The 26312-nt window shown below is 63.4% G+C and carries 21 protein-coding genes and 1 tRNA gene; 12 read left to right on the top strand and 10 right to left on the bottom strand.

Going from position 1 to position 26312, the window contains the following annotated elements; genetic code table 11:
* The first annotated feature begins 36 nt into the window (after positions 1 to 36).
* The 4 genes from ABI546_RS16655 (at position 37) to ABI546_RS16670 (ending at position 7534) form a co-directional block, all read left to right on the top strand.
* The gene (locus tag ABI546_RS16655) at positions 37 to 2052 is read left to right on the top strand and encodes a BamA/TamA family outer membrane protein (protein ID WP_348048252.1); all 2016 of its coding nucleotides are present in this window, start codon (positions 37 to 39) and stop codon (positions 2050 to 2052) included.
* On the top strand, positions 2052 to 6062 hold the full coding sequence (locus ABI546_RS16660) for a translocation/assembly module TamB domain-containing protein (RefSeq protein ID WP_348048254.1): 4011 nt from the start codon (positions 2052 to 2054) through the stop codon (positions 6060 to 6062). Before ABI546_RS16655 ends, ABI546_RS16660 begins: the two co-directional genes overlap by 1 nt.
* Before the next feature lie 53 nt (positions 6063 to 6115).
* Positions 6116 to 6190: transfer RNA gene (locus ABI546_RS16665), tRNA-Arg, on the top strand.
* 270 nt (positions 6191 to 6460) lie between these two features.
* Entirely contained in the window at positions 6461 to 7534 is a 1074-nt protein-coding gene (locus ABI546_RS16670) for a hypothetical protein (protein WP_348048256.1), read from the top strand.
* Between the two features lie 143 nt (positions 7535 to 7677).
* Here ABI546_RS16670 and ABI546_RS16675 read toward each other — a convergent pair whose 3' ends face one another.
* Genes ABI546_RS16675 through hutC form a run of 5 tightly spaced genes read right to left on the bottom strand, consistent with a single transcriptional unit; the run spans position 7678 to position 12373 of the window.
* Complete coding sequence (locus tag ABI546_RS16675; RefSeq protein ID WP_348048258.1) at positions 7678 to 9084, bottom strand: formimidoylglutamate deiminase; 1407 nt, start codon at positions 9082 to 9084, stop codon at positions 7678 to 7680.
* Positions 9074 to 9880, bottom strand: coding sequence for an N-formylglutamate deformylase (hutG, locus tag ABI546_RS16680; protein ID WP_348048260.1), 807 nt, complete (start codon positions 9878 to 9880; stop codon positions 9074 to 9076). Before hutG ends, ABI546_RS16675 begins: the two co-directional genes overlap by 11 nt.
* The gene (gene hutI / locus ABI546_RS16685) at positions 9877 to 11091 is read right to left on the bottom strand and encodes an imidazolonepropionase (RefSeq protein WP_348048262.1); all 1215 of its coding nucleotides are present in this window, start codon (positions 11089 to 11091) and stop codon (positions 9877 to 9879) included. Before hutI ends, hutG begins: the two co-directional genes overlap by 4 nt.
* Entirely contained in the window at positions 11088 to 11666 is a 579-nt protein-coding gene (locus ABI546_RS16690; RefSeq protein WP_348048264.1) for a HutD family protein, read from the bottom strand. The genes hutI and ABI546_RS16690 overlap by 4 nt, the downstream gene beginning before the upstream one ends.
* On the bottom strand, positions 11663 to 12373 hold the full coding sequence (gene hutC, locus ABI546_RS16695) for a histidine utilization repressor (RefSeq protein WP_348048266.1): 711 nt from the start codon (positions 12371 to 12373) through the stop codon (positions 11663 to 11665). Before hutC ends, ABI546_RS16690 begins: the two co-directional genes overlap by 4 nt.
* A gap of 169 nt (positions 12374 to 12542) precedes the next feature.
* Here hutC and hutU point away from each other — a divergent pair, with 169 nt between their 5' ends.
* The 5 genes from hutU to ABI546_RS16720 all read left to right on the top strand — a co-directional run bounded on the left by hutU (position 12543) and on the right by ABI546_RS16720 (position 18685).
* Positions 12543 to 14249 (top strand): urocanate hydratase, encoded by a 1707-nt coding sequence (gene hutU / locus ABI546_RS16700; protein ID WP_348048268.1) that lies wholly within the window; start codon positions 12543 to 12545, stop codon positions 14247 to 14249.
* A gap of 85 nt (positions 14250 to 14334) precedes the next feature.
* Positions 14335 to 15969 carry a histidine ammonia-lyase gene (gene hutH / locus ABI546_RS16705; RefSeq protein ID WP_348048270.1) on the top strand — a complete coding sequence of 545 codons (1635 nt, stop codon included), beginning with the start codon at positions 14335 to 14337 and terminating at the stop codon, positions 15967 to 15969.
* A gap of 52 nt (positions 15970 to 16021) precedes the next feature.
* Positions 16022 to 16978 (top strand): ABC transporter substrate-binding protein, encoded by a 957-nt coding sequence (locus tag ABI546_RS16710; RefSeq protein WP_348048272.1) that lies wholly within the window; start codon positions 16022 to 16024, stop codon positions 16976 to 16978.
* Between the two features lie 118 nt (positions 16979 to 17096).
* Complete coding sequence (locus ABI546_RS16715; protein WP_348048274.1) at positions 17097 to 17876, top strand: ABC transporter permease; 780 nt, start codon at positions 17097 to 17099, stop codon at positions 17874 to 17876.
* Positions 17873 to 18685, top strand: a complete 813-nt coding sequence (locus ABI546_RS16720; RefSeq protein WP_348048275.1) for an ABC transporter ATP-binding protein — start codon at positions 17873 to 17875, stop codon at positions 18683 to 18685. The genes ABI546_RS16715 and ABI546_RS16720 overlap by 4 nt, the downstream gene beginning before the upstream one ends.
* A 40-nt stretch (positions 18686 to 18725) precedes the next feature.
* Here the strand turns inward: ABI546_RS16720 and ABI546_RS16725 are convergent, their stop codons facing one another.
* From ABI546_RS16725 to ABI546_RS16735, 3 genes are all read right to left on the bottom strand, one after another.
* Positions 18726 to 20132 (bottom strand): MFS transporter, encoded by a 1407-nt coding sequence (locus ABI546_RS16725; protein WP_348048277.1) that lies wholly within the window; start codon positions 20130 to 20132, stop codon positions 18726 to 18728.
* Between the two features lie 321 nt (positions 20133 to 20453).
* Complete coding sequence (locus ABI546_RS16730) at positions 20454 to 21026, bottom strand: hypothetical protein (protein WP_348048279.1); 573 nt, start codon at positions 21024 to 21026, stop codon at positions 20454 to 20456.
* A gap of 84 nt (positions 21027 to 21110) precedes the next feature.
* Positions 21111 to 21332 (bottom strand): CsbD family protein, encoded by a 222-nt coding sequence (locus ABI546_RS16735; protein WP_348048281.1) that lies wholly within the window; start codon positions 21330 to 21332, stop codon positions 21111 to 21113.
* Between the two features lie 204 nt (positions 21333 to 21536).
* Between ABI546_RS16735 and ABI546_RS16740 the strand changes: the two genes are divergently transcribed.
* Together ABI546_RS16740 and ABI546_RS16745 are read left to right on the top strand one after the other, a co-directional pair.
* On the top strand, positions 21537 to 21953 hold the full coding sequence (locus ABI546_RS16740) for a MarR family transcriptional regulator (protein ID WP_348048283.1): 417 nt from the start codon (positions 21537 to 21539) through the stop codon (positions 21951 to 21953).
* 59 nt (positions 21954 to 22012) lie between these two features.
* The gene (locus ABI546_RS16745; RefSeq protein ID WP_348048285.1) at positions 22013 to 22411 is read left to right on the top strand and encodes a tautomerase family protein; all 399 of its coding nucleotides are present in this window, start codon (positions 22013 to 22015) and stop codon (positions 22409 to 22411) included.
* 15 nt (positions 22412 to 22426) lie between these two features.
* Here the strand turns inward: ABI546_RS16745 and ABI546_RS16750 are convergent, their stop codons facing one another.
* Entirely contained in the window at positions 22427 to 24037 is a 1611-nt protein-coding gene (locus ABI546_RS16750; RefSeq protein WP_348048287.1) for an iron ABC transporter permease, read from the bottom strand.
* A 395-nt stretch (positions 24038 to 24432) separates the two neighbouring features.
* Here ABI546_RS16750 and ABI546_RS16755 point away from each other — a divergent pair, with 395 nt between their 5' ends.
* Entirely contained in the window at positions 24433 to 25527 is a 1095-nt protein-coding gene (locus ABI546_RS16755; RefSeq protein WP_348048289.1) for an ABC transporter ATP-binding protein, read from the top strand.
* 27 nt (positions 25528 to 25554) lie between these two features.
* Here ABI546_RS16755 and ABI546_RS16760 read toward each other — a convergent pair whose 3' ends face one another.
* Positions 25555 to 26298 carry a lysophospholipid acyltransferase family protein gene (locus ABI546_RS16760; protein WP_348048291.1) on the bottom strand — a complete coding sequence of 248 codons (744 nt, stop codon included), beginning with the start codon at positions 26296 to 26298 and terminating at the stop codon, positions 25555 to 25557.
* Between the last annotated feature and the right edge of the window lie 14 nt (positions 26299 to 26312).

The raw sequence follows: 26312 nt of genomic DNA on the forward strand, positions 1-26312 counted from the left end.
CACGAGGGCACAGGGGTGCTCAAGTAAACTGCCCTCGTGACCCTTCCCAGTACCCAAAGTACCCACAGCACCGACTGCGCGCGGATGGCCACCCCGGCAAGACTGACAACCGCCAGATTCGTCCCGGTTGTTGCTTTCTTTGCGATTTTCCTGGCCCCAATGGCCGGCGCGCAAACTGCCGCGCCCGCACAACCCGCGTCAAGCCCCATGACCGGCGTGTCGACACCGCCCTCAGGTGTTTCGCAGACCGCACCCGCGCCACCGCCGCCACCGCAAAAAGTCACGCCCGAGCCCACCCCCCAAGGCGCAACCGGACCGACCAGCGCCCAGCCCGAAGTGACGGCTTTTGACATTGCCGTGCGGGCGCCGGCAGCCGTGAAGGATCTGCTTGAAAGACATCTGGAGCTGCAGCGCTACCGCGCCGTGACAGACCTGGACGAGGCCGAACTGGCCCGCCTGGTCGTGCTGGCGGAGCGCAATGTGCGCAACCTGCTCGGCACGCTGGGTTACTTCAGCCCCACCATCGGCATCACACGGGAGCGCGGCGTCAACCAACGGCCGGTGATCGTGGTGGCGGTAGAGCCGGGCCAGGCCACAATGGTTGCTACGGTTGCCGTTGACTTCGCGGGCGATATCGCGGAGTCGCCAGATACTGATGCGCAAGCCCAGCGCGCGGAAATCCGGCGCGACTGGCGGTTGCCGGCAGGTCAGCGCTTCACACAGGACGCCTGGGATGGCGCCAAGACTCAGGCCCTGCGTGCACTCGTGGCGCGCCGCTACCCGGCCGGCAAGCTGGCCGACAGCCTGGCCGACATAGACGCGCCAGCTTACAGCGCAGCCCTCAGTCTCAAGCTCGATTCCGGCCCGCTCTATCGCCTGGGGCCTATGCAGGTCACGGGCATCGAACGCTACGACCCGGTGCTGGTGCCGCGCCTGGCACGGCTGAATGTCGGCGACGTCTATGACCAGAACCGTTTGGTCGAAGCGCAGCAACGGCTGGCTTCCAGCGGTTATTTCGACTCGGCCTACATCTTTGTCGACCCTGAAAGCGACCCGAATGCCGCACCCGTGCAGGTGCAGGTGCGCGAGGCCAAGCTGCAAAAAATCATCCTGGGCGTGGGCGTGACCACCGACAGCGGCCCGCGCGCCTCCATCGAGCACACGCATTTGCGCGTGCCGGGCACCAATTGGCGCGCGGTCACCAAACTCCAGATCGAAAAGAAATCGCCCTTCGCGCAGACCGAATGGACCTCCATTCCCGATGAATCGAACTGGCGCTGGGTGGCGCTTGCGCGCGCCGAGCGCGTCGACGACGACGAGCTCATCACGCGCTCCAGCCGCCTGCGCTTCGGACGCACCCAGGCCGGCGATCGTATAGACCGCAACATCTACCTGCAATACGACAGGGCCAGTGTCGGCGGCAGCGGCCAGATAAACAGCTCCGCCGCCGACATCGGCGACGGCTCGGCCCTGACGGCAAACTATGTCTGGACGGGCCGCTATTTCGACAGCCTGATTGCCCCCAACAAAGGCTACGGCCTGGGCTTTGAACTCGGCGGCGGCAGCACCATGGGATCGGAGCACCAGCCCCTGGCCCGCGCCGTGGGCCGCTGGCTGGGCATCGTGCCGCTGGAACGCGGCCGCATCGCGATGCGCGCCGAAGGTGGCGCCGTGTTGGCCAAGGACTCGGCCCGCATCCCCGGCACCCTGCTGTTTCGCACCGGCGGCGACAACACCGTACGCGGCTATGGCTACCGCGACATCGGCATCAAGCTCGACAACGGTGTCATCGGGCCGGGCCGCTACATGGCCGTGGGCAGCTTCGAATACCAGCGCCCCATGCTGCAGGGCGGCCGGCCCAGCGAATGGGAAAACACTTTCTTCGTCGACGCGGGCGCCGTGGCCGACAACCCCAAAGACATGAAACCTTCCGTCGGCATCGGCACGGGCGTTCGCTGGAGAAGCCCCATCGGGCCGCTTCAAATTGACCTGGCCTATGGCGTCAAAGTCAAACAGCTGCGCCTGCACGTCAGCGTGGGATTTGTTTTCTGATGGACACGCCCAACCCCCCTGTCGCTTCCGCGGGTGCACCTAAGGCGTTACGCCCGCCACGGCGCTGGCTGCGCGCCACTGCATGGGTCGCAGGCAGCGTCATGGTGCTGGCTGGCGCCGCCACAACAGGCGCATGGTGGTGGGCCGGAACCGACGGCTCGCTGGCGACCGCACTCGCGTGGATAGGCCGGACACAGCCGCTTAGCGCCGAGCGCGTCACGGGCTCGCTGCGTGAAGGCGGGCATGTCGACCAGCTGATCTGGCAGCAAGATGGCCTGCGTGTGGACGTGCGGGACGTCACCCTGGCCTGGCAGCCGTGGTCGTTGCTGCACGGCACGCTAAAGGTCAACCGGCTGGCGTCCGCCAGCGTGCAGGTCAACGATCAACGCGCGCCCTCCACCACACCGTCGGTGCCGCCTTCAGCGCTCGGCTTGCCATTGCCGGTGTTACTTGAAGGATTTTCAATTGATCGTTTTCAATGGACGGGAGCGTCAACGTTTTCCGCCTCGGGCATCACGGGCAACTATGCGTTCAAAGGACTGGACCACCAACTGGAACTGCTCAGCGCCCAGGTCGCGCGCGGCCGCTACAGTGGCCGGGCCAAGCTGTCGTCGCGCAGCCCGATGCAGCTTGATGCCAGCCTGGCAGGCGCGCTTGACACTTTGATACCCGGCAACAAGACACCGGTTCCGCTGGCCTTCAAAGCCACAGCGCATGGGCCCCTGACTGAATTGGGGGTGAAGGCCGAGCTGCAGATGAGCGCCCCCCCTTCAGGTGCATCGCCGCGAAAAAACCTGCGGCAACCGCAGGCGACTGCTACCGCCCGCGTGATGCCTTGGGCCGCCCAGCCCGTGCCGCAAGCCGACGCGAATTTTCGCGACCTGGACCTGGCCGCGTTCTGGCCCGAAGGGCCGCAAACCCTGCTGACCGGCAGCGCCAGCGTGCGGCCGTCGCAAACTGTAAATCCCCCCGCCGCTATCACCCCCGTTGCCGCCTCTGCCTGGCTGCTGCAGGTGCAACTGGCCAACGCCCTGCCCGGCCCGTGGGACCAGCAAAAGCTGCCGCTGGAGCGGCTGGAAACCCAAGGCGAATGGCGAAGCGGAACCGCGATGGTACGCACGCTCAAGGCGCAATTGGGCGGCGGCGAACTGCTGGCCAGTGGCGAGTGGGTCGACGCTCCTGCGATATCTACTGCACCCGACGCGCCACCGGCCTGGAAGCTGCAGGCGACACTCCAGCACGTCAACCCTGCCCTCTTGCACAGCCAGCTCGCACCATTGCCGCTGGACGGCAAAGCCGAGGTTCGAAGCCAGGGTAAAGCCATCGGCTTTGACGCGAACGTACAGACGGCGCGCAATGACGCCAGCGCAAAAACCAATCCCCTGGGCCAGTTGCGCCTGCGCGATGCCAGCGCCACCGGCAGCTGGAACGCCGAACAAGCCGGCGGCACTCTGGTGCTGTCGGCCCTGCGTGTGCGCACCGACGATGCCGAGCTGGCAGGCCAGCTCGAAGTGCAGCCCAGCGCAAAAGGCGGCAAAGGAAAGCTGACACTCACAGCCCCCGGGCTGGATGCTCAACTGCAAGGCGAGTTGCGGCAAACCAGCGGCAAAGGCGACCTGAGTCTGCGCGGCCGCGATATGGCGCAGGCCTTGCGCTGGCTGCAAAAGCTACCGGGCCTGCCCGCCTCATTGAAGAGTGCGTCAGCCAGCGGCAGTGCTGAATTGCAAGCCAGCTGGCAAGGCGGCTGGCAAGACCCGGCCTTGGAAGCTCGGCTGGCTTTGCCTTCTCTCGACTGGCGCATGACAGCACCCGTACCTGCAACTGCACCCGCCCCCGTCACCACCAGCGTGGCAGGCACCGCACCAGTTGCTGCTGCAGAAACGCTGAAAATCCGCGCCTTCCAGACCACGCTTTCCGGCCGCTTGAGCCAGGCACAGCTCACTACGCAAGGCCGCATGGAAGCCGGCCAGCGCCGCTATAACTTGCAGCTGGCCGCGGAAGGCGGGCGGCTCAATGCCGGGGCCGGGCGCAACAACCCGCTCGCCGAGTCCGCATGGCAGGCCCTCGTCAAACAGTTCAACGTGAGTGTTGAAGACCCCACGCTGGGCGCGGGTGCGTGGCAGCTCAAGACGCGCACCGCAGTTCCACTGAAATGGACACCGGGCCGCAACGGCAACACGCTGGAAAGCGGCGCCGGCGAGGCCCTTCTGGTCGCGCCACCTTCCGGCACTTCCGCCGGCGCGCCTTCACAAGCCACGCTGAGCTGGCAGCCTGCGCGCTGGCGCCCGGGCCGCGAACTGGTGACTGCCGGCAAGCTCACCGGCCTGCCCCTGGCCTGGATTGAGCTCGTCGCGGGCCCGCAAATGGCCGGGGCCGGCCTGGGCGGCAACCTGCTGCTGGATGGCGAATGGGATGCCACCCTGGGCGACACCCTTCGCCTGAAGGCCAGCTTGGCGCGCAGCAGCGGCGACATCACGGTGCAAGCCGAAACCGGGCAAGGTACTTCGGCGCGCGTGGCCGCCGGCGTGAAAGAAGCGCGCCTCTCACTGGTCAGCGAAGGTGAGGCGATCGCCGTGGCGTTGCGTTGGGACAGTGAACGCGCGGGCACAGCCGACGGTCAGTTGAGGACGCGCCTGGCACGCGCACCCGCCACAGCCGGCGGTGGCTGGCTCTGGCCGGCAGACGCCCCGCTGGCCGGCCAACTCCGCGCGCAACTGCCGCGCATCGGCGTGTGGTCGGTGCTGGCGCCGCCGGGCTGGCGACTGCGCGGCTCGCTGGGCGCCGACGTTGCCATCAGCGGCACCCGTAGCGCGCCGCAACTGGTGGGTGACCTGCAAGCCAACGACCTCGCCTTGCGCTCTGTCGTCGATGGCATCGAGTTCGGCAACGGCCGCCTGCGCGCCAAACTGGATGGCACCCGCATGCGCATCAACGAATTCACATTGCAAGGTGCAGGCGACAAGGGGACGGGCGGCGTCCTCACGGCGCAAGGCGAAGCCGGCTGGGTAGACGGCAAGCCGCAGGTCCAGCTCACGGCCACGCTCGAACGCCTGCGCGCCAGCATACGCACCGACCGGCAGCTGACCGTCTCGGGCGACATACAGGCGAGCCTGCTGGGCAAGCAAACTGAACTGAATGGCAAACTGGTGGTCAACCAGGCGCGCATCATCCTGCCCGACGAAGGCACACCCCAACTGGGCGACGACGTCGTGGTGCACACCACCCGAGGCGCGGCGGCTGGCCAGAAAGCCCCGGCGCAAACCAGCGCCGAGACCGCCGACAACGCACCTCGCCCCGTCAAGCTGGCGGTGCAACTGGATTTGGGCAACGACTTCCGCGTCCAGGGCAAAGGCATCGACACGCGGCTTCGCGGCACGCTGGCACTCAATGGCGAATCCCTGCGCGATCCCCGGCTCACAGGCACGATCAACACTTTCGGCGGGCAATATCGTGCGTATGGCCAGCGCCTGGACGTGGAGCAAGGCGTGCTGCGCTTCACCGGCGCCGTCGACAACCCTTCACTCGACATCCTGGCCATACGCCCCAACCTCACGCAGCGCGTCGGCGTGCAGATCACCGGCACGGCCCTGCTGCCGCGTGTGCGCCTCTATGCGCAACCTGAACTGCCCGACGCCGAAAAACTGTCGTGGCTGGTGGTGGGCCGCTCCTCCGCTTCAGGTGGCGCAGAAGCCGCCTTGCTGCAGCAGGCGGCGCTGGCCTTGCTGGGCAGCAAAGGCGGCGGCATGTCGGGCGGGCTGGCCGCCTCACTGGGGCTGGACGAGCTGTCTTACCGCGGCGCCTCGAGCAACACCGACGGCACCACCACCGAAGGCGCTGTCACCCTGGGCAAGCGGTTTTCGCGCAACTTCTACGCGGCTTATGAGCGGACCGTGTCAGGCGCGCTGGGCACGCTGTATGTGTTCTACGACCTCTCGCAGCGCTTTACCGTGCGCGCCCAGGCCGGCCAGCAAAGTGCTGTCGACCTGATATTTACCGTGCCCTACGACTGAAGCCCGTCCGGCCACCGAATACAATCACGGTGCCCGCTGCAACGGCGGGCGTTGCCGCCATAGTTCAATGGATAGAACGAGTGCCTCCTAAGCGCTAGATACAGGTTCGATTCCTGTTGGTGGTACCAGGTAATGCTATCTATTTGATAGCTTGTCGCGCACGGTATTATTGGGCTTCGGGCCTTTTTGATACTAAAAAGGGCCATTTCCAGTCACTTGGTGCCTCTCGCGGCCCGGGATCGGCAGCAGATTGGTCAAACCGCCCCGTTTCCCCCCTGCGCCATCGAGTTGATAATCTGCATGGTTCAACGGCAACGCCAGAATATCCAACGCCGTCGCGAATTCGGGGGCACTGCGCTTGTGCCCCCACACCAAACCGCGTAAGAACGCCGCCCAACATGCCCAACGGGTTTCAACATGTCCTGCTACTGGACACCAAAAAAAACCGCTCGAATGCCGGCCCGAAGGCTCGGCTCGATACCGCGCATTTTCTGCGCGAGAGTGGCTTTGCCGTTCAGCAGGTTCCTACCAGCCGTTCCAAATACTGGCGTCGGCTCATCGCCTTTTTTCTCTCACATGCCAGGCTGCGCTTTCAGCCAACCGATGTGCTGTGGTGCCAGTTTCCGCCGGAACTGCCGACGCGCGCGGTTCTGGAGAAAGCCCAGCGACGCAACATCCCCACTGTGGCGTTCGTTCACGACCTGGAAGGGCTTCGCAGCGACCCGCCGCGGCCCGACCTCATCGAAAAAGAAGCCCGGGAACTGCAGCGCTTCACCCACGTCCTGAGCCTCAATGACACCGTGAGCGAGCTTTTGCAGCGCCATGGCCTGAAGCCCACGGCGGCCCTGAACTGCTGGGATTATTTTTGCCCTGCCTGGCAAGACCCCTCGCCCACTCCTTCACCCATTCCTTCCGCCACCTCTGCGGCGCCTCGCCCGCAGTTCCTTCCCCCACGACTGGTGTATGCGGGCAACCTGTCACCCGGCAAGTCCGGTTTCATCTATCGGCTGGGCGAAGTCCCCGGGCTGAGCTTTGAGCTTTACGGCGCGGGCTTGGAGGAGGGCTTTGGCGAGCAAGCCAACATCCGCTACCGCGGTACTTTTTCACCAGACCATCCACCATTTCAGGCGGACGGCGCTTTCGGCCTGGTCTGGGATGGAGCAACGCTTGACACGTGTTCGGGCGACTATGGCGCTTACCTCCAATTCAACACGCCGCACAAAGCTTCGCTCTACCTGAGCCAGGGCTTGCCGGTCGTCGTGTGGCACCAGGCTTGCATCGCGCCGCTGATCGCCGCCCATGGCGCGGGGATTCTGGTCTCTTCGCTTCATGAACTGGAAGCAGTGTTCGCAAGGCTCAGCCAGGCGGAGTACGAAAAAATGTGCGAGGGTGCCGGGCAACTGGGCCAGAAAATCCGGGGCGGCCATTTCATCAAAACCGCCGCCGCCAAAATTCAGGCAGCGTTCGTCTGAGCTGGCGAGGCTTCTTCCCATTGAGGAAGTCCAGGCTGGTGCACCATTGAGCCCGCCCTGATTGCTATAGTTTTAATAGCTGGTCGCGCACGGCCATAAAGGGCTGTCGGCCTATTTTCTATATTTTTTTGGTGAGTTGCTGCTCAGGCTTGCCAGAGACCTTGCATGGCTCGCTGAAAACTTTCACGCAATCGGTCGCCAACCCCGTTGGCCTTATCTTCGCGGGTCACAGCCGCGCCGGATACGTACACCTCGGCGAACGCCGCGCCTGGACTCGAAAACACCAGCGCATCCAGCACATGGTCTGCCGGTACACCCAGCAATGCAGGCGAATCAGGATTCAAGGTCACGAAGTCGGCCCGTTGCCCGGGTGCCAGACCACCCAGCAGCCGGCCGGTGGCCGCCTGGCCGCCAGCCAGCGCGGCTTCGAACAAGCCAGCCGCGCTGCTTTCATGCCCCAGGACACGCGCGGCGATATTACGCTGGCGCAGCGTGAGTCGCTGTGAGTATTCGAGCAGGCGCAATTCTTCGGGCCAGCTGCGGGTGACATGGCTGTCGGAACCGATGGACCACTTGCCGCCCGCAGCCGCATAGGCCGGCAGGTCAAACACGCCGTCGCCCAGATTCGCTTCAGTTGCAGGGCAAATCACGATGGATGCGCCCTTGCTTTGCACGCCTTGTAATTCAGCCGGTGTTGCGTGGGTGGCGTGGACCAGGTTCCAGCGGGCATCGACGTCGGCGTTGTTCAGCAACCAGTCGATCGGGCGTTGGCCGGTATGGGCAATGCAATCGTCGACTTCCTGTGTCTGCTCGGCGATATGGATGTGCACCGGCAGGCCGGCTGCTTTGGCGGCGCCCGTGAGTTCAAGCAGCGCGGCCGGACTGGCGGCGCGCAATGAGTGCACGGCCACCCCGGCGTTGATGCGTGCATCGCCTTTTGTCTGGCGCTGGATGTCTTCCACCATGCGCATCACGCTCTCGGGCGTGGACGAAAAGCGGCGCTGGTCTTCGCGCAGGCCGGTGGCCTTAAAGCCCGAGCGCATGTACAACGTGGGCAGCAAGGTGAGGCCAATGCCGGTGCGCTGCGCCGCGCGCACCAATGCCAGCGACATCTCAATCGGGTTGGCGTACGGCGTCCCGCTGATGTCGTTGTGCAGATAATGAAAGTCGCAGACCTGCGTGTAGCCGCCGGCCAGAAGTTCCGCATAGAGCTGGCCTGCAATCGCTTCAAGCTGCTCGGGCGTGATGCGGTTGGCTGCGGTGTACATGCGGTCGCGCCAGCTCCAGAAATCATCAGACGCGTGGACGCCGGCGCTGCGGCGCTCCGTCAGGCCCGCCATGGCGCGCTGAAAAGCATGGCTATGCGCATTGACCAAGCCAGGCAGCACCGGGCCGGGCAAACGCGTGGCGCCTTCATACTGCTGCACCGTGGCGCCGGGCTCCACGCTTTGCCAGGTACCGTTGCCGGCGACCGTCAGTAGAACGTCTTTGGCCCACGCGCCCTGCACCCAAGCCTGCGATGCCAGGAATGTTTTTGCTTCACTTTTCATAGCTGCTCGCGCACGCCAGCAGGGCGCTGCCGACCATTTTCGCCAACAAAGGCTGCACCTGCGAGGCCAGCGCCTCGTTGTACGCATAGGGTGCCATTTCCTGCATATAGAGGCTCTGGCACATCTCCAGCTGCACGGCGTGCACGTCGCTGGCCGGCTGGCCATAGTGGCGCGTGATGTAGCCGCCCTTGAAGCGGCCATTGACGGCGGTGGTGATGTGCGGTGCGGCGGCGCAGGCCTGCACCACGGCGGCGGTGATGGCTTCGCGTGCGCTGGCGCCGCTGGCTGTGCCGATGTTGAGGTCGGGCAGCGTGCCTTCAAACAGCCAGGGGATCTGCGAGCGGATGCTGTGCGCGTCCCACAGCAGCGCAAAGCCGTGCCGTGCCTTGAGCCGCGCCAGTTCGCCGGCCAGCGCCGAGTGGTAAGGCTGCCAGTAAGCCTCGCGCCGCCGCGCGCGTTCCTCGGGGGCGAGCTCATAGCCGGGCTTGTAGAGCGGCGCCCCGCTGAAAAAGCGCGTCGGGCACAGCTCGGTGTTGGAGGCGCCCGGATACATGGGCGCATCGTCAGGCGGACGGTTCAGGTCGATCACATAGCGCGAATAACGCGGCCGCAACACACTGGCGCCCATCGCAGGCAGAAAGTTGTAGAGCCGGTGCAGGTGCCAGTCGGTGTCTTCGACGCGAAGGGCTTCGTCGGTGTAGCCGCCTTTCAGTTCAGCGGGAATCTCGGTGCCGATGTGGGGCATGCTGACCAGCAGCGGCACCGTGCCCTGATGCAAGGTGAAAACGTCGCTCATATGCTCTGGCCCTTGAAAACAGTTTGAAGGCGCGGGTTTGCGCCGATGGCGTAGCTCAGTTCCGCCGGTTGCTCCACCCCCCACAGCACAAAATCAGCCCGCATACCCGCAGCCAACACACCGCGATCACGCAAAGCCAGCGCGGCGGCAGCGTGGCGCGTGACACCGGCCAGCGCCTCTTCGGGCGTGAGGCGAAAAAGCGTGCACGCCATGTTGAGCATCAGCAGCAAAGAGGTGCAAGGCGAGCTGCCGGGGTTGCAGTCGGTGGAGATCGCCATAGGCACACCGTGCTCACGCAGCAAAGCCACAGGCGGCAGTTTGGTCTCACGCAAGAAATAAAACGCACCGGGGAGCAGCACCGCCACCGAACCGGCCGCCGCCATCGCCTGCGCGCCCTCAGCCGACAGCCATTCGAGGTGATCGCAGCTGAGCGCACCGTAGCGCGCCGCGAGCTGCGCGCCGCCGCTGTCGCTGAGTTGCTCGGCATGCAGCTTCACCGGAATACCCAATGCCCTGGCCGCAACAAAGACGCGCTCGGTTTGCGCGGGGCTGAAGGCGATGCGCTCGCAAAAGGCATCCACCGCGTCGACTAAGCCTTCAGCGTGCAGTACCGGCAGCATCTCCAGAACGGCATCGACATAGGCATCAGTGCGACCCGCAAATTCAGCCGGCACGGCATGCGCGCCCAGGAAGGTGGTGCGAATGTCCACCGCGTGGGCCTGGCCCAGCGCGCGTGCCACCGACAGTATCTTGCGCTCATGCTCCAGCGCCAGGCCGTAGCCGGACTTGATCTCCAGCGTGGTCACGCCTTCGGCGATCAATCGCTGCAGCCTGGTCGCGCTCTGCGCCTGCAGCTGCGGCGCGGTGGCTGCGCGCGTGGCTTGCATGGTAGAGGCGATGCCGCCGCCGGTGCGGGCAATCTCTTCATACGTCACGCCGTTGAGCCGCAACTCAAATTCGTGGGCACGGTCGCCACCATAAACCAGATGGGTGTGGCAATCGATCAGGCCCGGCGTGATTAATGTACCGCCCGCATCATGCTGCACAGTGCAGCGCGCGAGCAGATCGGCCGGCACATTGGTGCGCGGGCCAACCCAGACAATGGATTCGCCCTGCACCACCAGAGCGGCGTCTTCGATCAAGCCATAAGGCTGCGCGGCACCGGCTTGCAGCGTAGCTGCGCGGCAATTGCTCCACAGTTGCAGGCTCATGCGGGTATCTCCATCCAGAGGGCGCCCTGCGCGGCGATGCCCACAGCGGCACTGCCCGTGACCATGCGCCAGGCCAGGGTCGCATGTGCCAATTGCAAAACTTCTTCATCAAACAGCACGCGAGCCGGCGAATGGTGTGCGTAGACGGCTATCGTTTTCATGGCATTCAGGGTTTCTGAGTGTCGCCCCTCCACACGCACCATTTTCGAAGGCTGGCTGCCCCGGCGAACCATCAGGTTGAAATCGCGCGTCTTGCCGTCAATCAATTCGCAGCCAGTGTCCGCAGCACCGTCAAAGAACAACGGTGCGTCGCCAGCGGTCACGCGGTGCAGCACGCCTGCCACGTCCAGCTGCACGCCCGCGCCTTCAAGCACGGTGAACCAGCGATCAATACCGTCGAACTTCGAAAACGGGCCGCTCTTGTCGACATCAGCCACCGACATGCGCCAGGCCCAGTCCCCCGCATCGGGCCACATGGCCAGCTCGCGCGTCACGCCGCCGCCGTTGCGCCAGGGTGTGGCGGGGATGTCGGCCAGCTGCACAACATTCCAGCCGGTGCTGCCTGCAGACGTCATGCCTGAAACTTCCCGGCAAAGCTGTAGCGTGAGCCCGGGTACACCAGGCGCGCCACGCTGGCGATGTTGCTGCCGCTCACGGTGCGCCGCATCATGGCCAGGCACGCTTCCCCAGGCTTGATGTCCAGGTGTTTAGCTTCCAGCGCCGAAGGCAGGCAGGCCTCGATGGAATAGCTGGCTTCGGTGAGCGGCGCCTTTTCAAGCAAATGGTGCGTGGGTGTGGTCTGGGTGAAATCGGTCTTCAAATAGTCGGGCGCCGCCGCCGGATTCACATAGCGGTCTTCATACTGAATGGGCACGCCGTTTTCCAGATGAATCAGGATGGTGTGAAACACCCGACCGCCGGGCCGCAGCCCCAAGGTACGCGCCAGGTCGGCGCTGGCTTTTTCAGATTCAGCCAGGAGCACACGCGAAGTGTGAATGTGGCCGCGCTCCACCACTTCCTCGTGAATATCGCGAATGGTCAGTGTGGAAGAAATGCGGTGCAGTTCCGCCACAAAGGTGCCCGAGCCCTGGATGCGCGTGACCATGCCCTCGTCCATCAGCTCGCGCAACGCCCGGTTGGCAGTCATGCGGCTCACGCCGAACTGCTCCATCAGCACGGCTTCGCTGGGCACCGGGTCTCCGGGCTTCCAGGTGCCGGCGCTGATGCGTTTTTTGATGAATGCCTTGACTTGACCGTAAGCAGGCAGGGGTGTGGTGGCCATGGTTCAACAGGTAGGGAAAAAATGATTGTCACGCAAAGCCCTGCTTCCAGCTAAAGCGTGCACCAGGCCGTAGATTACCCCAGTTGACACAAGTTGTATAGACAACTACGATTTACGCCATCACGGGGCAGTTGTTTGCCCCGCACGTGATGTCCGTTGCGGAGCTCCCATGTCAGATCTTTCGAAAACCCCTTTTTTTGACAGCAAGGCCCGCCCGGTGCGCGCGCCCCGCGGCAGCACCCTCACCTGCGCCAACTGGCAGATCGAGGCAGCCTACCGCATGATCCAGAACAACCTGGACCCGGAAGTCGCCGAAAACCCTGACGAGCTGGTGGTGTATGGCGGCATCGGTAAGGCGGCGCGCAATTGGCCCGCCTTCGATGCCATCCTTGATTCCCTGCGCAAACTCAAGGCCGAGGAAACCCTGCTGGTGCAGTCAGGCAAACCGGTCGGCGTATTTCGCACCCACACGGGCGCACCGCGCGTGCTGATCGCCAACTCCAACCTGGTGCCCAAGTGGGCGACCTGGGAGCATTTCAACGAGCTGGACCGTGCGGGCCTGATGATGTACGGCCAGATGACGGCCGGCAGCTGGATTTACATCGGCACCCAGGGCATCGTGCAAGGCACGTATGAAACCTTTGTGGAAGCCGGCCGCCAGCATTTCAAGGGCGACCTCTCGGGCCGCTGGGTGCTGACCGCGGGCCTGGGCGGCATGGGCGGGGCACAACCGCTGGCCGCCACTTTTGCGGGTGCCTGCTCGCTCAACATCGAATGCCAGCAGTCCAGCATCGACTTTCGGCTGCGTACGCGCTACGTCGACAAACAGGCCGCCAACCTTGACGAAGCTTTGGCGCTCATCCAACACCACACCTCGCGCAAGGAAGCCGTCTCCATCGCCCTGTGCGGCAATGCGGCTGAGATCGTGCCCGAACTGGCTCGGCGCGCCAAAGCCGGCGGCATCCGCCCCGACATCGTGACCGACCAGACATCGGCCCACGACATCATCAACGGCTACCTGCCCGTGGGCTGGACAGTCGCGCAATGGAAGGTCGCGCAAAAAGACACAACCCAGCACGCCGCGCTGACAAAAGCCGCCGGTGAATCCTGCGCCACCCACGTCAAGGCCATGCTGGCTTTTCACGAAATGGGTATTCCCACGGTGGACTACGGCAACAACCTGCGTCAGGTCGCCAAGGATTTCGGCGTGGACAACGCCTTTGATTACCCCGGTTTTGTGCCGGCCTACATTCGCCCGCTGTTCTGCCGCGGCGTCGGCCCTTTCCGCTGGGTGGCGCTGTCAGGTGACCCCGAAGACATCAAAAAAACTGACGCGAAGATGAAAGAACTCTTCCCGGACAACAAGCACCTGCATCGCTGGCTGGATATGGCCGAAGAGCGCATCGCCTTCCAGGGCCTGCCGGCACGCATCTGCTGGATAGGCCTGGGAGAGCGGCACCTGGCTGGCCTGGCTTTCAACGAGATGGTGAAAAGCGGCGAGCTCAAGGGGCCCATCGTGATCGGCCGCGACCACCTGGACAGCGGCTCCGTCGCTTCGCCCAACCGCGAAACCGAAGCCATGAAAGACGGCAGCGATGCCGTGAGCGACTGGCCGCTTCTCAATGCATTGCTCAATACCGCCAGCGGCGCAACCTGGGTGAGCCTGCACCATGGCGGTGGTGTCGGCATGGGGTATTCGCAGCACTCCGGTGTGGTGATCGTGTGCGATGGCACAGACGAAGCCTCTGAGAAGCTGGCCCGTGTGCTTTTCAATGACCCCGCCACGGGCGTGATGCGCCATGCCGACGCTGGCTATGACGTGGCTCGGCAAAGCGCCAGGGACAACGGTTTGAACCTCCCGATGCTGGCCACCTGATCATGACGCACCCTTTGACGGCACGCCCCATGCGGCTCTCGGCGGCAGCGCACCGCACCCCTTCACTTTGACGAACCCAACCCCCATGAACATTCAACCCGGTTACCTCACGCTGGCACAGCTTCGGCAACTTCATGGCGGCGCGGAGACGCTTGCCATCGACCCGTCTGCCAGTGCAGGCATTTGCGCAAGCGCTGCACTGGTGCAACAAGCCGCGCAAGGCGGTTCGGCGGTCTACGGTGTCAACACGGGCTTCGGCAAACTGGCCAACCAGCGCATTGCGCAAAATGATCTGGAAGCCTTGCAGCTCAACCTGTTGCGCTCCCATGCCGTCGGTGTAGGCGAGCCCATGCCCGAGCGCGTGGTTCGCCTGGTTCTGCTGCTCAAGGCCGCCAGCCTGGCACGTGGCTACTCGGGTGTACGGGAAGTTGTCATCGACACGCTGATGGCGCTTTATAACAAGGGCCTGACGCCGGTGATCCCTTGCCAGGGATCGGTGGGTGCCTCAGGCGACCTCGCGCCGCTGGCCCACTTGTGCCTGCCGTTGATAGGCGAAAGTGAAGTCTTCTACCAGGGCAAGCGCATGGCTGCGGCCGATGCCCTCAAGCAGGCATCCATCACACCGGTCAAGCTGTCGGCCAAAGAAGGCTTGGCGCTGATCAACGGCACGCAGGTCTCAACCGCACTGGCGCTGGATGCGCTGCTCGCCACCGACCGGCTGTTCGAGGCCGCCGTGATTTCGGGTGCCGTCACGCTGGACGCCGCGCGCGGCAGCGACGGCCCGTTCGATCCGCGCATTCACGCCGTGCGCGGCCAGCCCGGGCAGATCGACTGCGCCGCCGCCTACCGCGCCATCATGGTGGGCAGCGAGATTCGCCGCTCGCACCTGGAAGGCGACGACCGCGTACAGGACCCGTATTGCCTGCGCTGCCAACCGCAAGTGATGGGTGCCTGCCTGGACCAGATGCGCTATGCCACGCAGGTATTGATGCGCGAAGCCAATGCCGTGACCGACAACCCGCTGGTGTTTGCATCCGCTCAGGAGATTTCTGTGCAAGCAGGGGCCGTGGAACCGGCTTTGCCGGCCCACAGGAGCCGTCCCCTTGAGGGGGAGGTGGCCGCAGGCCACTTCGGGGGGGAGCTTTTGTCGGGAGGTAACTTCCACGCAGAGCCTGTCGCACTGGCTTGCGATGCCCTGGCAGTTGCCATCGCCGAAATCGGCGCCATCACCGAGCGCCGCATTGCCATGCTGGTCGACACTGTGGCCTCGCGCCTGCCGGCCTTCCTCACCCCCGAGCCCGGCCTCAATTCCGGCTTCATGATCGTGCATGTGACCGCCGCCGCACTGGCATCCGAAAACAAGTCGCTGGCGCATCCCGCCAGCGTGGACAGCCTGCCCACTTCGGCCAACCAGGAAGACCATGTGAGCATGGCCACCTTTGCGGCGCGCCGGTTGCAGCCGATGCTGCGCAACACCGAATACATCGTCGCCATCGAGTTGCTGGCCGCCGCGCAGGGCATTGAATTTTTGCGGCCGCTGAAAAGCTCGGCCGTGCTGGAAGGCGTGCTGCACCTGGTGCGCAAAGCCTCGCCCGCCATGATGCAGGACCGCAGCCTGGCACCCGACATGGAACGGGTGCACCAACTGGTGGCAGGCGGGCGCATTGGCCTGGCCGGAGAAGCCCAAATCAGAGAGTTAACCGCCTTGCGGCTGGCATGAAGCCTGCATACAGTAGCCATACCCCAACCCGACCTCTACAGGAGAATCTTTCATGAAGAAGCAACTTGCCTTTTCACTGCTGGCCGCTTCAGCCGCACTGGCCACAATGAATGCCCAGGCGCAGGAGACCAAAGTCGCCGTCGGTATCTCGGGGTGGACAGGCTTTGCCCCGCTGACACTCGCCAAGGAAGCTGGCATCTTCAAGAAACACGGGCTCGACGTATCGATCAAAAAAATCCCGCAGAAGGACCGTCACCTGGCGATTGCCTCGGGTGATGTGCAATGTGCCGCCACCACCGTTGAAACCTGGGTGGTATGGAACGCCAACGGCGTGGCCACTACACAAATCTTCCAGCTCGACAAAAGCTACGGTGCCGACGGCATGGTGGTCAAGCCCGCCATCACCAAGATCACCGACCTCAAAGGCAAGACCGTGGCCGCCAGCGCGCCCGGCACTTCGCCCTACTTCGCCCTGGCCTGGATGCTGAAGAAAAACGGCATGAGCGTCAAAGACGTAAAGGTCGTCAACCTCGAGCCGCAGGCCGCAGCCAACGCCATGATTGCCGGTACCGATGGCGTGGATGCCGCGATGACTTACGAACCTTACCTGGGCGCGGTGCGCGCCAAACCAGAGGCCGGAAAAATTCTCGCCACCACGCTGGACTATCCCATGGTGATGGACACCTTCGGCTGCACGCCCAAGTTCCTCTCTGAAAACCCCAAGGCCGCCAAGGCACTCGCCGACAGCTACTTCGATGCAGTCGAGATGATCCAGAAAGTTCCGAAGAAAAGCTTCGAGATCATGGGCGCCGACGTGAAGCAAACCGGCGAAGCGTTTGAAGCCTCATCCAAGTACCTGCGCTGGCAAGACCGCGCGGCCAACCAGAAATTCTTTGCCGGTGAGCATGCCGCCTTCAGCAAGGAAGCCGCCGAGCTGTTGATGGAAGCCGGCATCATCAAGTCACTGCCCGACATGGGCAAGCTGGCCGATACACGATTCCTGAAATGATCTCCCCCCCGAAGCGGCCGTCGGCCGCCTCCCCCTCAAGGGGGCGCCACCTACGGCCCGGCGAAGCCGGTTCCGCGCTGGCACTGGCGAAGGCACACGTCACCTCCAAGCCATACGCATGAAGCCCCTACAACCCGTCTCGCCAGGCGCACGCATTGCGCTGGGTGTGAGTTTCTTTATCCTCTTCTTCGTAGTGTGGGCCATCTTCACGCTGGGCGGCTATGTCTCCAAGACATTCCTGGCCGACCCCATCACCATGGTGAAGTCGGGCTACGACCTGCTGGCCAACCAGGGTTTCATCAAGGACATCGGTATGACGGTGTGGCGGGTGCTGGGCGGCTTTGCCATTGCGGCGTTGCTCGCTGTGCCGCTGGGCGTGATGATGGGCGCCTACAAACCCGTGGAAGCGTTCTTTGAACCCTTTGTGAGTTTTGCGCGCTACCTGCCCGCCTCGGCTTTTATTCCGCTATTGATTCTGTGGGCCGGGATTGGCGAAGCGGAAAAACTCGCTGTGATTTTTATCGGCTCCTTCTTTCAACTGGTGCTGATGATTGCCGTGAGCGTGGGCAACACACGGCGCGACCTGGTTGAGGCGGCCTACACACTGGGCGCGGCTGACCGCGGCATCGTGGTGCGCGTGCTGCTACCCAGCTCTGCGCCCGAGATCGCCGAGACGCTGCGCATGGTGCTGGGCTGGGCCTGGACGTATGTGATCGTCGCCGAGCTGATTGGCGCTTCCAGCGGCATCGGCCACATGATCACCGACAGCCAGGCGTTACTGGCCACCGACCAGATCATCTTCGGCATCATCGTGATTGGTGTCTTTGGCCTCGTCACCGACCTGGCATTCAAGGCACTCAATCGCAAACTTTTTCCGTGGGCACAGTTGGGCCGATGACTTCTTCTACCTTCTCACCGATCCTGACCGTCACCCAGCTGTCGAAAACCTTCACCGCCAACAAGGGCCCGGGCACCGTCGCGCTGCAGGCCACCGACCTGAGCGTCGCCGAGAACGACTTCATCACCATCCTCGGCCCTTCAGGTTGCGGCAAGTCAACCCTGCTGCGCATGGTGGCCGGGCTGGACACACCGACCAGCGGCACCATCGTGCTGGACGGGAAACCCATCGCCGGCCCGGGCGCCGACCGCGGCATGGTGTTCCAGAGCTACACGCTCTTCCCCTGGCTCACCATTTTGCAAAATGTGTGTTTTGGCCTGCGTGAAAAAGGCAAGGCGCTGGACGCGCAATTGGACATCGCGCATCAGTTCATCAAGAAGGTGGGCTTGCAAGGCTTTGAAAACCACTTTCCCAAGCAGCTTTCAGGCGGCATGCAGCAGCGCACCGCGCTGGCTCGAGCGCTTGCCAATGACCCGCGCATCCTGTTGATGGATGAGCCCTTCGGCGCACTGGACCATCAAACGCGCGAGTTGATGCAAGAGCTGCTGCAAGGCATCTGGGAGGCCGAGCAGAAAACCGTGCTCTTCGTGACACACGACATCGACGAAGCCATCTACATGGGCAATCGCGTGGTGGTGATGAGTGCGCGGCCGGGCCGCATCAAGTGCGACATTCCGGTTCCGCTGGCGCATCCACGGCACTACTCGGTCAAGACGACGCCCGTGTTTACCGAACTCAAGGCGCGGCTGACAGAAGAAATCCGCATTGAGGTCCACCGGGCGGCCGGACTGCAGGCCCCCGCCGTGTGACGCCACGGTGGCGATCTCCGGTATGAGTTCCGCCATCTGATCAAGGCTGCGCCAGCTGCCTCATGCGCAGAACGCTGCACACACCCGCTCCGGCAGCAAAGGCCGCGGCCAGCCACAGGGCAACAAAAGAGCCTTGGTCGCCTTCGCTGGGGCTGAACGCAGAAAAAATCATTGCCAGCAACACCGCACCCAAAGTCTGGCCGGTCAGGCGTGCCGTGCCCAGCATGCCGCTCGCGCCGCCGCTGCGGTGAGCCGGCGCCGAGGTGATGATGGTGTGGTTGTTGGGCGATTGAAAAAAACCGAAGCCCATACCGCACAACGCCATGCGCCAGATGATGTCGGCTTGCACCGGATGCGGTGGCAGCAGGGCGAGCGACACCAGGCCCAACGCCAGCATGGCCATGCCCGCGCCGCCCAGTAGACCGCCGGAATAGCGCCCTATCAGCCGGCCCACCAGCGGCGCAGTCACCACAATCGCCAATGGCCAGGCCGTCAACAGCAACCCCGCTTGCAGGTGAGTGAAGCCGTAACCACCCAGCAGCAAAAAAGGCAAGCCCACATAAGCCAGAGTCTGCGCGCAAAACGCGCCAATGGATGAACCCATTGACAACGCAAACACGGGAATACGCAGCAGGTCCAGCGGAAACAACGGCACGGGCTGGATCAGCTGGCGCCGCACGTACACCACGCCGACCGCAAGGCCCACTGCAAGCTCTGCCAGGGGTACCCAGAGAGAGTTCAGTGCCGCGTCGCTGGGCACCGGCTCTGCCCGAACACCCAGGCCGTCAACCCCGAGAAACACCAGGCCGAACATCAGGGCGTTCAAGACGACATCCAGCAAGGAAAACCGCGACCCGGCAGCCTTGGAGATGTTTTCAGGCAAAGCCTTGCGACCCCACCACAGCGACACCAGGGCAAAGGGAACATTGAGCGCAAAGAGCCAGGGCCACGAACCAGCGGAGAGGATGGCCGCCGCGATGGAAGGCCCTGCCACCGATGCGGTAGCCACCACCAGTGAGTTGATGGCAATGCCTCGGCCCAACAGGTGCTTGGGGTAGATGAGCCGGACCAGCGCAGTGTTGACGCTCATCAGTCCCGCGGCGCCCAAGCCCTGCAATGCGCGCGCCAGAGCCAGCATGGCCAGGGAATCGGCCAATGCACAGGCCACCGACGCCGCCGCAAACACCGCCATGCCAACAAGATACACACGGCGGTAGCCGACGATGTCGCCCAGTGTCGCCAAAGGCAGCAAAAGCGCGAGGGTTGCGACCTGATAGGCGTTAATCACCCAGATGGACTGCGCGGCGGTGGCGTTCAGTTCACGGGCAATGTCCGGCAAGGCCAAGTTGACGATGGTGCCGTCGAGCACCGCCATGACAATCCCGAGAATGATCACCAGCAGTGCGCGCCAACGCTCGTGCGCGGGAAGTCCATCCTGAACAATCATGAAATTCTTTGCTGAATTGATGGAGTGAGCCCGGGCTCACTGTGCTCAAGCCCGACGGGCTGGAGGTCACAAACATTTTAGGGGGCAGTGTGACTGGCGAGCCACCTATCTGCATGTAGGCAGCCAGCCCCAAATTGTTCGCCTCCGCACAATTCAGACAAAATCAGCCCCCGGCCAGGCATATCAAGCGCGGGCAGCTATCAGTTTTATAGCGGCCATAAAAAATCCCGGCCTGCACTGCGGGCCGGGATGGGCACTGTCATCGAGCTGGTGTCTCACGCGGGCCATGCAGGCCGCGGAAACACCGCTGCTCGGGGTGCCTTACTTCATGCCAAATTTGGCCTTGGCATCGTTCTGGCAGGTGTCCTTGGGAGCCCCCGTAAGCGCATCGCAACGCTCTTTGGCTGCCTTGTAGTCAGCTTCACGCTTTTCGGCGCTGGCGTCTTTCTTGGCTTCGGTCATTTTTTCGGACTTGTTTTTACTGGTGTCAGCCGAGGTCTTGGCTACCTTGGCGTCTTCCTTGGCCTTGACGTGGGCGGCCTTGGCGTCCTTCACGCATACGTCTTTGTCGTTGCCCTTCAAGTCATCGCACTTTTCCTTGGCCGTGTCATAAGCGGCGTCGCCTTTGGCAAATGCCACCTTTTCGGTGTTGCGGGGGGTGGGCTTGTACTGAGCTTCCAACTCGGCTTTGGCAACTTTCTCGGCGCCCTTGGCTTCAGACATGCAGATGTCTTTGGCGTTGTCTTTCAGGGTTGCGCACTTGTCCTTTCCGGCCTTGTAGTCGGCCGAGATCCGGTCCTTCTCTGTCTTGTACTCTTGCTTGGTCAGTGCCATCACATTTCCGGTAAATGCGCAAGACATAACGGCGCTCAGCATTAACAGTCTGGTTTTCATGGTGTTTCCTTTGGTGGTTTTTCAGTTAGATAAAGGTACAGATTTGCGCGACGATGGTCGGCCAGAGAGATCCGGCCTTCGACATCAGTAGCGTTCAAAAAAATCGGTCGGGTTGCGGTCTTTCCAGGCGGTTACCTGCTTTTCAGCCTCCTCCTTGCTGAGGCCATGACGCTCCTGAATCCGGCCCAGTAGCTGGTCGCGCTTGCCGGCTATGACATCAAGGTCGTCGTCGGTGAGCTTTCCCCATTGCTCTTTCACCTTGCCCTTGAACTGAAGCCAATTGCCTTCTAGACGGTCTTGATTCATGCTGTCTCCTGAGAGTTAAGAGATCACCCGTGCCGGCCGCTGTTTGCTGCCGTATGGAGGTGAGATGCATAAACCATAAAGCGCCCGGCGGCGATTGGCCGTAGTCCCGCGTATTTGATAAGCGTAGGCTCATGCTTACATCTTCTTGCGGGTTGCCCAAATAATTAGTTGCATAGCTAATTACTTTCTGCTACGATCCATTCCATGTTTGATCACTGCCTTTATTTCAATACCACCGCGTTGGCCCGCATCGTCGACAAGGAGTGGACGCTGGCCTTCAAGCCATTCGGTGTGACGCCTTCGCAGGGTTTCATGCTGCGCATGGTGTTGAAGCAGCCCGGTCAGCCCCAGCACGAGCTTGCCGACGCGTTGACCATCTCCAGGCCCACCGCCACCCGGCTGCTTGACGGCCTGCAGGCATTGGGCCTGATCGAACGCAGAAGCCTGGAATCGGATGGCAGGCATTGGGCCGTCTTCCCCACGGCCAGCGCCGAGGCCATGCATGCCGGCATCAACAAGGCGAGTGGCGACGTCACGCGCCGCATTCAACAGCAAATCGGAAAGGAGAACTTCGATGAAACCGTAGCCCGCGTCAGAAACGTGTCTTTTGCCTTGAAATAGCCATTCCTTTTTTTTACCTAAATAGTTGCATAGCTAACTATATTTAACCGGAGATCACCATGCCCATCATCAATGTCAAAGTCAGCCAACCAGCCAGCGCCGAACTCACACACAACATCGCCGAAACCTTGCTGGAGTTGACCACCCGCATCCTGCGCAAGAAGCGCGAGCTCACAGCCATTGCGATCGAGTTTGTGCCGCCCGAGCACTGGATCGTGGGCGGCAGCACGCTGGCCAGCCAGGGCAAGAACAGTTTTTATTTCGACATCAAGGTGGTAGACGGTACCAACACCAAGGACGAGAAAGCGCAGTACGTGGCCGAGTCCTTTGCCGCCTTCAGCAAGCTGCTGGGCAATGTGCACGAAGAAAGTTATATCTATGTGCACGACGTACGTGCCGAGGCCTACGGCTTTGGCGGCCTGACGCAGGAATACCGCTATATCAAGGCCAAGCCCTGAACGCCGGACACCGCGCTACTTGGACCGCAGCGTACGGCTGAGCAGCGCGACGGGCAGCAAGCCCACCAGCACCAGCGCCAGCGCGGGCAAGGCGGCCTCACCGAGGCGCTCGTCGCGTGCGAGCTGGTAGGTCACCACGGCCAGGGTGTCGCTGTTGAAGGGGCGCAGCACCAGCGTGGCGGGCAGCTCCTTCATCACATCGACAAACACCAGCAGCCCGGCTGCGGCGACCGAGCGCTTGAGCAGCGGCCAGTGCACACGCGAGAGGATGCCCATGCTGCTGGTGCCGAGCATGCGCGCGCTGTCGTCAAAGCTGGCCGGGATGCGCGAGTAGCCGCTTTGCAGGCTTTGCAGCGCCACGGCGCTGAAGCGCACCAGGTAAGCCCAGACCACACCGAGGACGGTGGCGGTGACCCAGTAGCCGGCGCCGGTCTGCGGCGCGGCGGCTTGCAGCCAGCCCACGGGCAGCAGGAGGCCGACCACGATCACCGCACCGGGCACGGCGTAGCCCAGGCCGGCCAGTTGCACGGCCGCGCGCGTCAGCAAGCCCGGCTGTCGGCGTACCGCAAAGGCCAGGCCCACGGCGAGCACGGTGGCCAACAGCGCACTCAAGCCCGCCAGGCCGATGCTGCTCAACGTCCAGCCGATGAATTTGTCCCACAGCAGGTTGTCCCAGCCCAGCAACAGCGGACGCAGCATGAAGAGCACTGGCAGTACAAAGCCCAGTGCGATGGGCACGGCACACACCAGCCAGGCCGACACAGCGCGAGAGCCGCGCAGCTGCACGGGGGCGGCGTCTTGCGCACCGGCACGCGCACCGCGGCCGGTGGCAAAGCGCATGCGTTTTTGCGCACTGTGTTCTATCCACAGCAGCAGTGCGACAAAAAACAGCAGCACCGTCGCCAGCTGCGCCGCGGCGATGCGGTTGTCCATCGACAGCCACGCCTTGTAGATGCCGGCGGTGAAGGTCTGGATGCCGAAGTAGCTGGAGACGCCGAAGTCGGCCAGTGTTTCCATCAGCGCCAGCGCCACACCGGCCGCCACGGCAGGCCGGGCCAGCGGCAAGGCCACACCGCGGATACGGCGCGACAGCGGCGCGCCCAGGAGGCGCGCGGCTTCCATCAGGTGCACGGCGCGCTCGGACAAGGCCGTGCGCGCGAGCAAATACACATACGGGTAGAGCGCCACGGTGAACACCAGCACCGCGCCGCCCAGGCTGCGAACCTCGGGCAGCAGTCGGCCCTGCAGGCCGAAAGTGGCGCGCAGCCAGGTCTGCAGCGGGCCGGCGTACTGCAGGAAGTCGGTATAGGCATAGGCCAGCACATAAGCCGGCATGGCCAGAGGCAGCAGCAAGGCCCACTCAAACACCCGGCGACCCGGAAATTCAAACAGCGTGACCACACTGGCGGTGGCCATGCCTACGACTGCCACGCCGAAGGCCACGCACAGGCACAGCAGCAGCGACGTCCAGGTGTAGTCGGGCAGCACCGTTTGCAGCATCTGCAGCAGGATGGATTGCGCTTCGCTATTGAACTGCAGCCAGGACAAAGCCACGGCCAGCACCGGCAGCGTCAGCAGCCCAACCAGCACAAACAGCACAACAGGAGGGAAATATCGGCGAAACATGGAGCCCCGGAAAGCCTGAGAACCTGTTCAATGTCTTTTTGGAGATCGCATTGGCGTGCAATCGGGATGAGTGGATGCTTCGGATGCGCCGCATGGGCTGATGCCCATGCAAGCAGCCGGAGCGTTCAATCGCCCGATTTCACGCCAACCCTTCGGGCAAGTGCCTTTTCGGGCGGTCTGCGGCGTTGCGGCGCTTGCCCATAGCCGGGCTATGGGCGACGCACCGCGCCTTGCATCCCATCCCGAAAAGGTACTTGTGCGACTCCAAAAAGGCATTGAACAGGTTCTTAACAAAAAGGCCTCTCGCGGGAAGGGGCCCTGCCCCCGCCTGCTTTCGCCATGGTCTTGCAGTCAGTCACTGCAAATGAGAATTGTAAGCATCTACAATCATTTGCATGTTTCTGGATATCTCCCAGCTGGGCGTGCACTATGCCGGCCGCTCAAAACCCGCCGTCGATGGCGTGTCTTTCAGCCTTCAGGCGGGGGAAATCGGGGTCCTGATCGGGCCGTCGGGCTGTGGCAAAACCACCTTGCTGCGCGCAGTGGCGGGCCTGGAGCGCGCCAACGCCGGCAGTATTACGCTGGCGCGGGATGTGGTGAGCAGCGCCACGCTGCATGTGCCGGCAGAATCGCGCCGCATCGGCATGGTGTTTCAGGACTACGCGCTGTTTCCGCACCTTGATGCGGCGCACAACGTTGCCTTCGGCCTCACCCATTTAACGCACGCCCAGCGCGAGCAACGCGTCAGCGAAGTGCTGGAGCTGGTCGGCCTGGGCAACGTACACAAACGTTTTCCGCATGAACTCTCAGGCGGCCAGCAGCAACGCGTGGCGCTGGCGCGCGCGCTGGCGCCGCAGCCGCGCCTGCTGCTGCTGGACGAACCCTTTTCAAACCTGGACGTGGACCTGCGCGAGCGCCTGGCGCACGAGGTACGCGGCATTTTGAAAGCGGCGGGTGCCACGGCGCTGTTCGTCACGCACGACCAGCTGGAAGCTTTCGCCATCGGCGACCGCATCGGTGTGATGCACCAGGGCCAGTTGCATCAGTGGGATGAGGCGTATGCGCTGTACCACCGCCCTGCCACGCGCTTTGTGGCTGACTTCATCGGCCATGGTGTTTTTGCGCAAGCGCATATCGAGCAGCGTGGGGACGGCGTGGTAGTGCACACCGCGCTCGGCGACCTGACAGACATGCTCGAATGCCCGCTGCCGGGCGCGTATGTGGACGGCCTGTGCGATGTGCTGCTGCGGGCCGATGACATCGTGCATGACGACAGCGCGCCAGTGAAGGCGCAGATCCTGCGCAAGGCATTTCGCGGGTCGGAGTTTTTGTACACGCTGAAACTGCAGACGGGTGAGACGGTGATGGCGCATGTGCCTTCGCACCACAACCACGCACTGGGCGAGTGGATTGGGATTCGCGCCGCGGTCGACCATGTGGTGACATTTCCGCGTGAACCCAATGCCGCGCCGGCCGCGGCGTCGGTCTGACCCTCGCGGCGCCTGACCGCTTGTCGCCTAACCCTGCGTCTGCCTCAGGCGCTCAATGTCTTCTCGCAGCGTTTGCGCCCACACCCGGCGGGTTTGGCCTTGCGGGGGCTGCGCCTCACCAAACGTGACAACCGCCTTGAGCGGCGGCGCAGTCAGCGTGCGCCAGATTGAGCCGACCAGGGTTTCGTCGTCTACATAGCTGGGCGCGAAGCTCGTGGCGCCGCTGGCGGCATCGACGAACTTCAATGCTACCGGTTGGACTGGCACAGACGCCTCGATGGCGGCCTGAATGAGGTTGGCGTGAAAGGGCCTGAGGGTGATGCCGTCGCCGGTGGTACCTTCGGGGAACACTGCCAGGATGTCGCCTGCGCGAAGGCGCTCGGCCATTTGCGTGACCACCCGGTGAGCGTCGCGCCGCGACTCGCGCTCAATATAGAGCGTGCCGGCGCCGTCGGCCAGCGTGCGCACAAAAGGCCAGCTTCTGACATCGGCCTTGGAGACAAAACGGCAATGGCGCGCGGCATGCATCACCAGGATGTCGAGCCACGAAATATGGTTGGCCACCAGCAACACCGGGCCGGCGGCGGGCCTTATGCCGTTCACCACCAGCTCAATGCCGACGATGCGCAGCATCTGGCCGGCCCACACCTGCACGCGGGCCTCCTGATGGGTCTGGGGCAGCTTGGGGAACAGGGTCTTGATGGTCCAGAAGCCCTGCGCCGCGTGCACCACCGCACGCAGCAAGGTCCAGAAAAAACGAAGCCACCTCATTGGAAGCGGCGCCT

Origin of the sequence: Polaromonas sp. (genome assembly GCF_039932935.1) — a bacterium.
Lineage (GTDB): Bacteria > Pseudomonadota > Gammaproteobacteria > Burkholderiales > Burkholderiaceae_C > Polaromonas.

Bases quoted from the DNA above. Each gene is read 5' to 3' on its own strand.
- ABI546_RS16690 (WP_348048264.1), bottom strand. From the start codon at position 11,666: ATGACGTCTGCAGGCAGCACCGGCTGGAATGTTGTGCAGCTGGCCGAC.
- ABI546_RS16740 (WP_348048283.1), top strand. From the start codon at position 21,537: ATGTTTGATCACTGCCTTTATTTCAATACCACCGCGTTGGCCCGCATC.
- hutG (WP_348048260.1), bottom strand. From the start codon at position 9,880: ATGAGCGACGTTTTCACCTTGCATCAGGGCACGGTGCCGCTGCTGGTC.
- ABI546_RS16760 (WP_348048291.1), bottom strand. From the start codon at position 26,298: ATGAGGTGGCTTCGTTTTTTCTGGACCTTGCTGCGTGCGGTGGTGCAC.
- ABI546_RS16710 (WP_348048272.1), top strand. From the start codon at position 16,022: ATGAAGAAGCAACTTGCCTTTTCACTGCTGGCCGCTTCAGCCGCACTG.
- ABI546_RS16720 (WP_348048275.1), top strand. From the start codon at position 17,873: ATGACTTCTTCTACCTTCTCACCGATCCTGACCGTCACCCAGCTGTCG.
- ABI546_RS16660 (WP_348048254.1), top strand. From the start codon at position 2,052: ATGGACACGCCCAACCCCCCTGTCGCTTCCGCGGGTGCACCTAAGGCG.
- hutI (WP_348048262.1), bottom strand. From the start codon at position 11,091: ATGAGCCTGCAACTGTGGAGCAATTGCCGCGCAGCTACGCTGCAAGCC.
- ABI546_RS16725 (WP_348048277.1), bottom strand. From the start codon at position 20,132: ATGATTGTTCAGGATGGACTTCCCGCGCACGAGCGTTGGCGCGCACTG.
- hutU (WP_348048268.1), top strand. From the start codon at position 12,543: ATGTCAGATCTTTCGAAAACCCCTTTTTTTGACAGCAAGGCCCGCCCG.
- ABI546_RS16745 (WP_348048285.1), top strand. From the start codon at position 22,013: ATGCCCATCATCAATGTCAAAGTCAGCCAACCAGCCAGCGCCGAACTC.
- hutC (WP_348048266.1), bottom strand. From the start codon at position 12,373: ATGGCCACCACACCCCTGCCTGCTTACGGTCAAGTCAAGGCATTCATC.
- ABI546_RS16735 (WP_348048281.1), bottom strand. From the start codon at position 21,332: ATGAATCAAGACCGTCTAGAAGGCAATTGGCTTCAGTTCAAGGGCAAG.
- ABI546_RS16715 (WP_348048274.1), top strand. From the start codon at position 17,097: ATGAAGCCCCTACAACCCGTCTCGCCAGGCGCACGCATTGCGCTGGGT.
- ABI546_RS16675 (WP_348048258.1), bottom strand. From the start codon at position 9,084: ATGAAAAGTGAAGCAAAAACATTCCTGGCATCGCAGGCTTGGGTGCAG.
- hutH (WP_348048270.1), top strand. From the start codon at position 14,335: ATGAACATTCAACCCGGTTACCTCACGCTGGCACAGCTTCGGCAACTT.
- ABI546_RS16750 (WP_348048287.1), bottom strand. From the start codon at position 24,037: ATGTTTCGCCGATATTTCCCTCCTGTTGTGCTGTTTGTGCTGGTTGGG.
- ABI546_RS16730 (WP_348048279.1), bottom strand. From the start codon at position 21,026: ATGAAAACCAGACTGTTAATGCTGAGCGCCGTTATGTCTTGCGCATTT.
- ABI546_RS16670 (WP_348048256.1), top strand. From the start codon at position 6,461: ATGCCCAACGGGTTTCAACATGTCCTGCTACTGGACACCAAAAAAAAC.
- ABI546_RS16755 (WP_348048289.1), top strand. From the start codon at position 24,433: ATGTTTCTGGATATCTCCCAGCTGGGCGTGCACTATGCCGGCCGCTCA.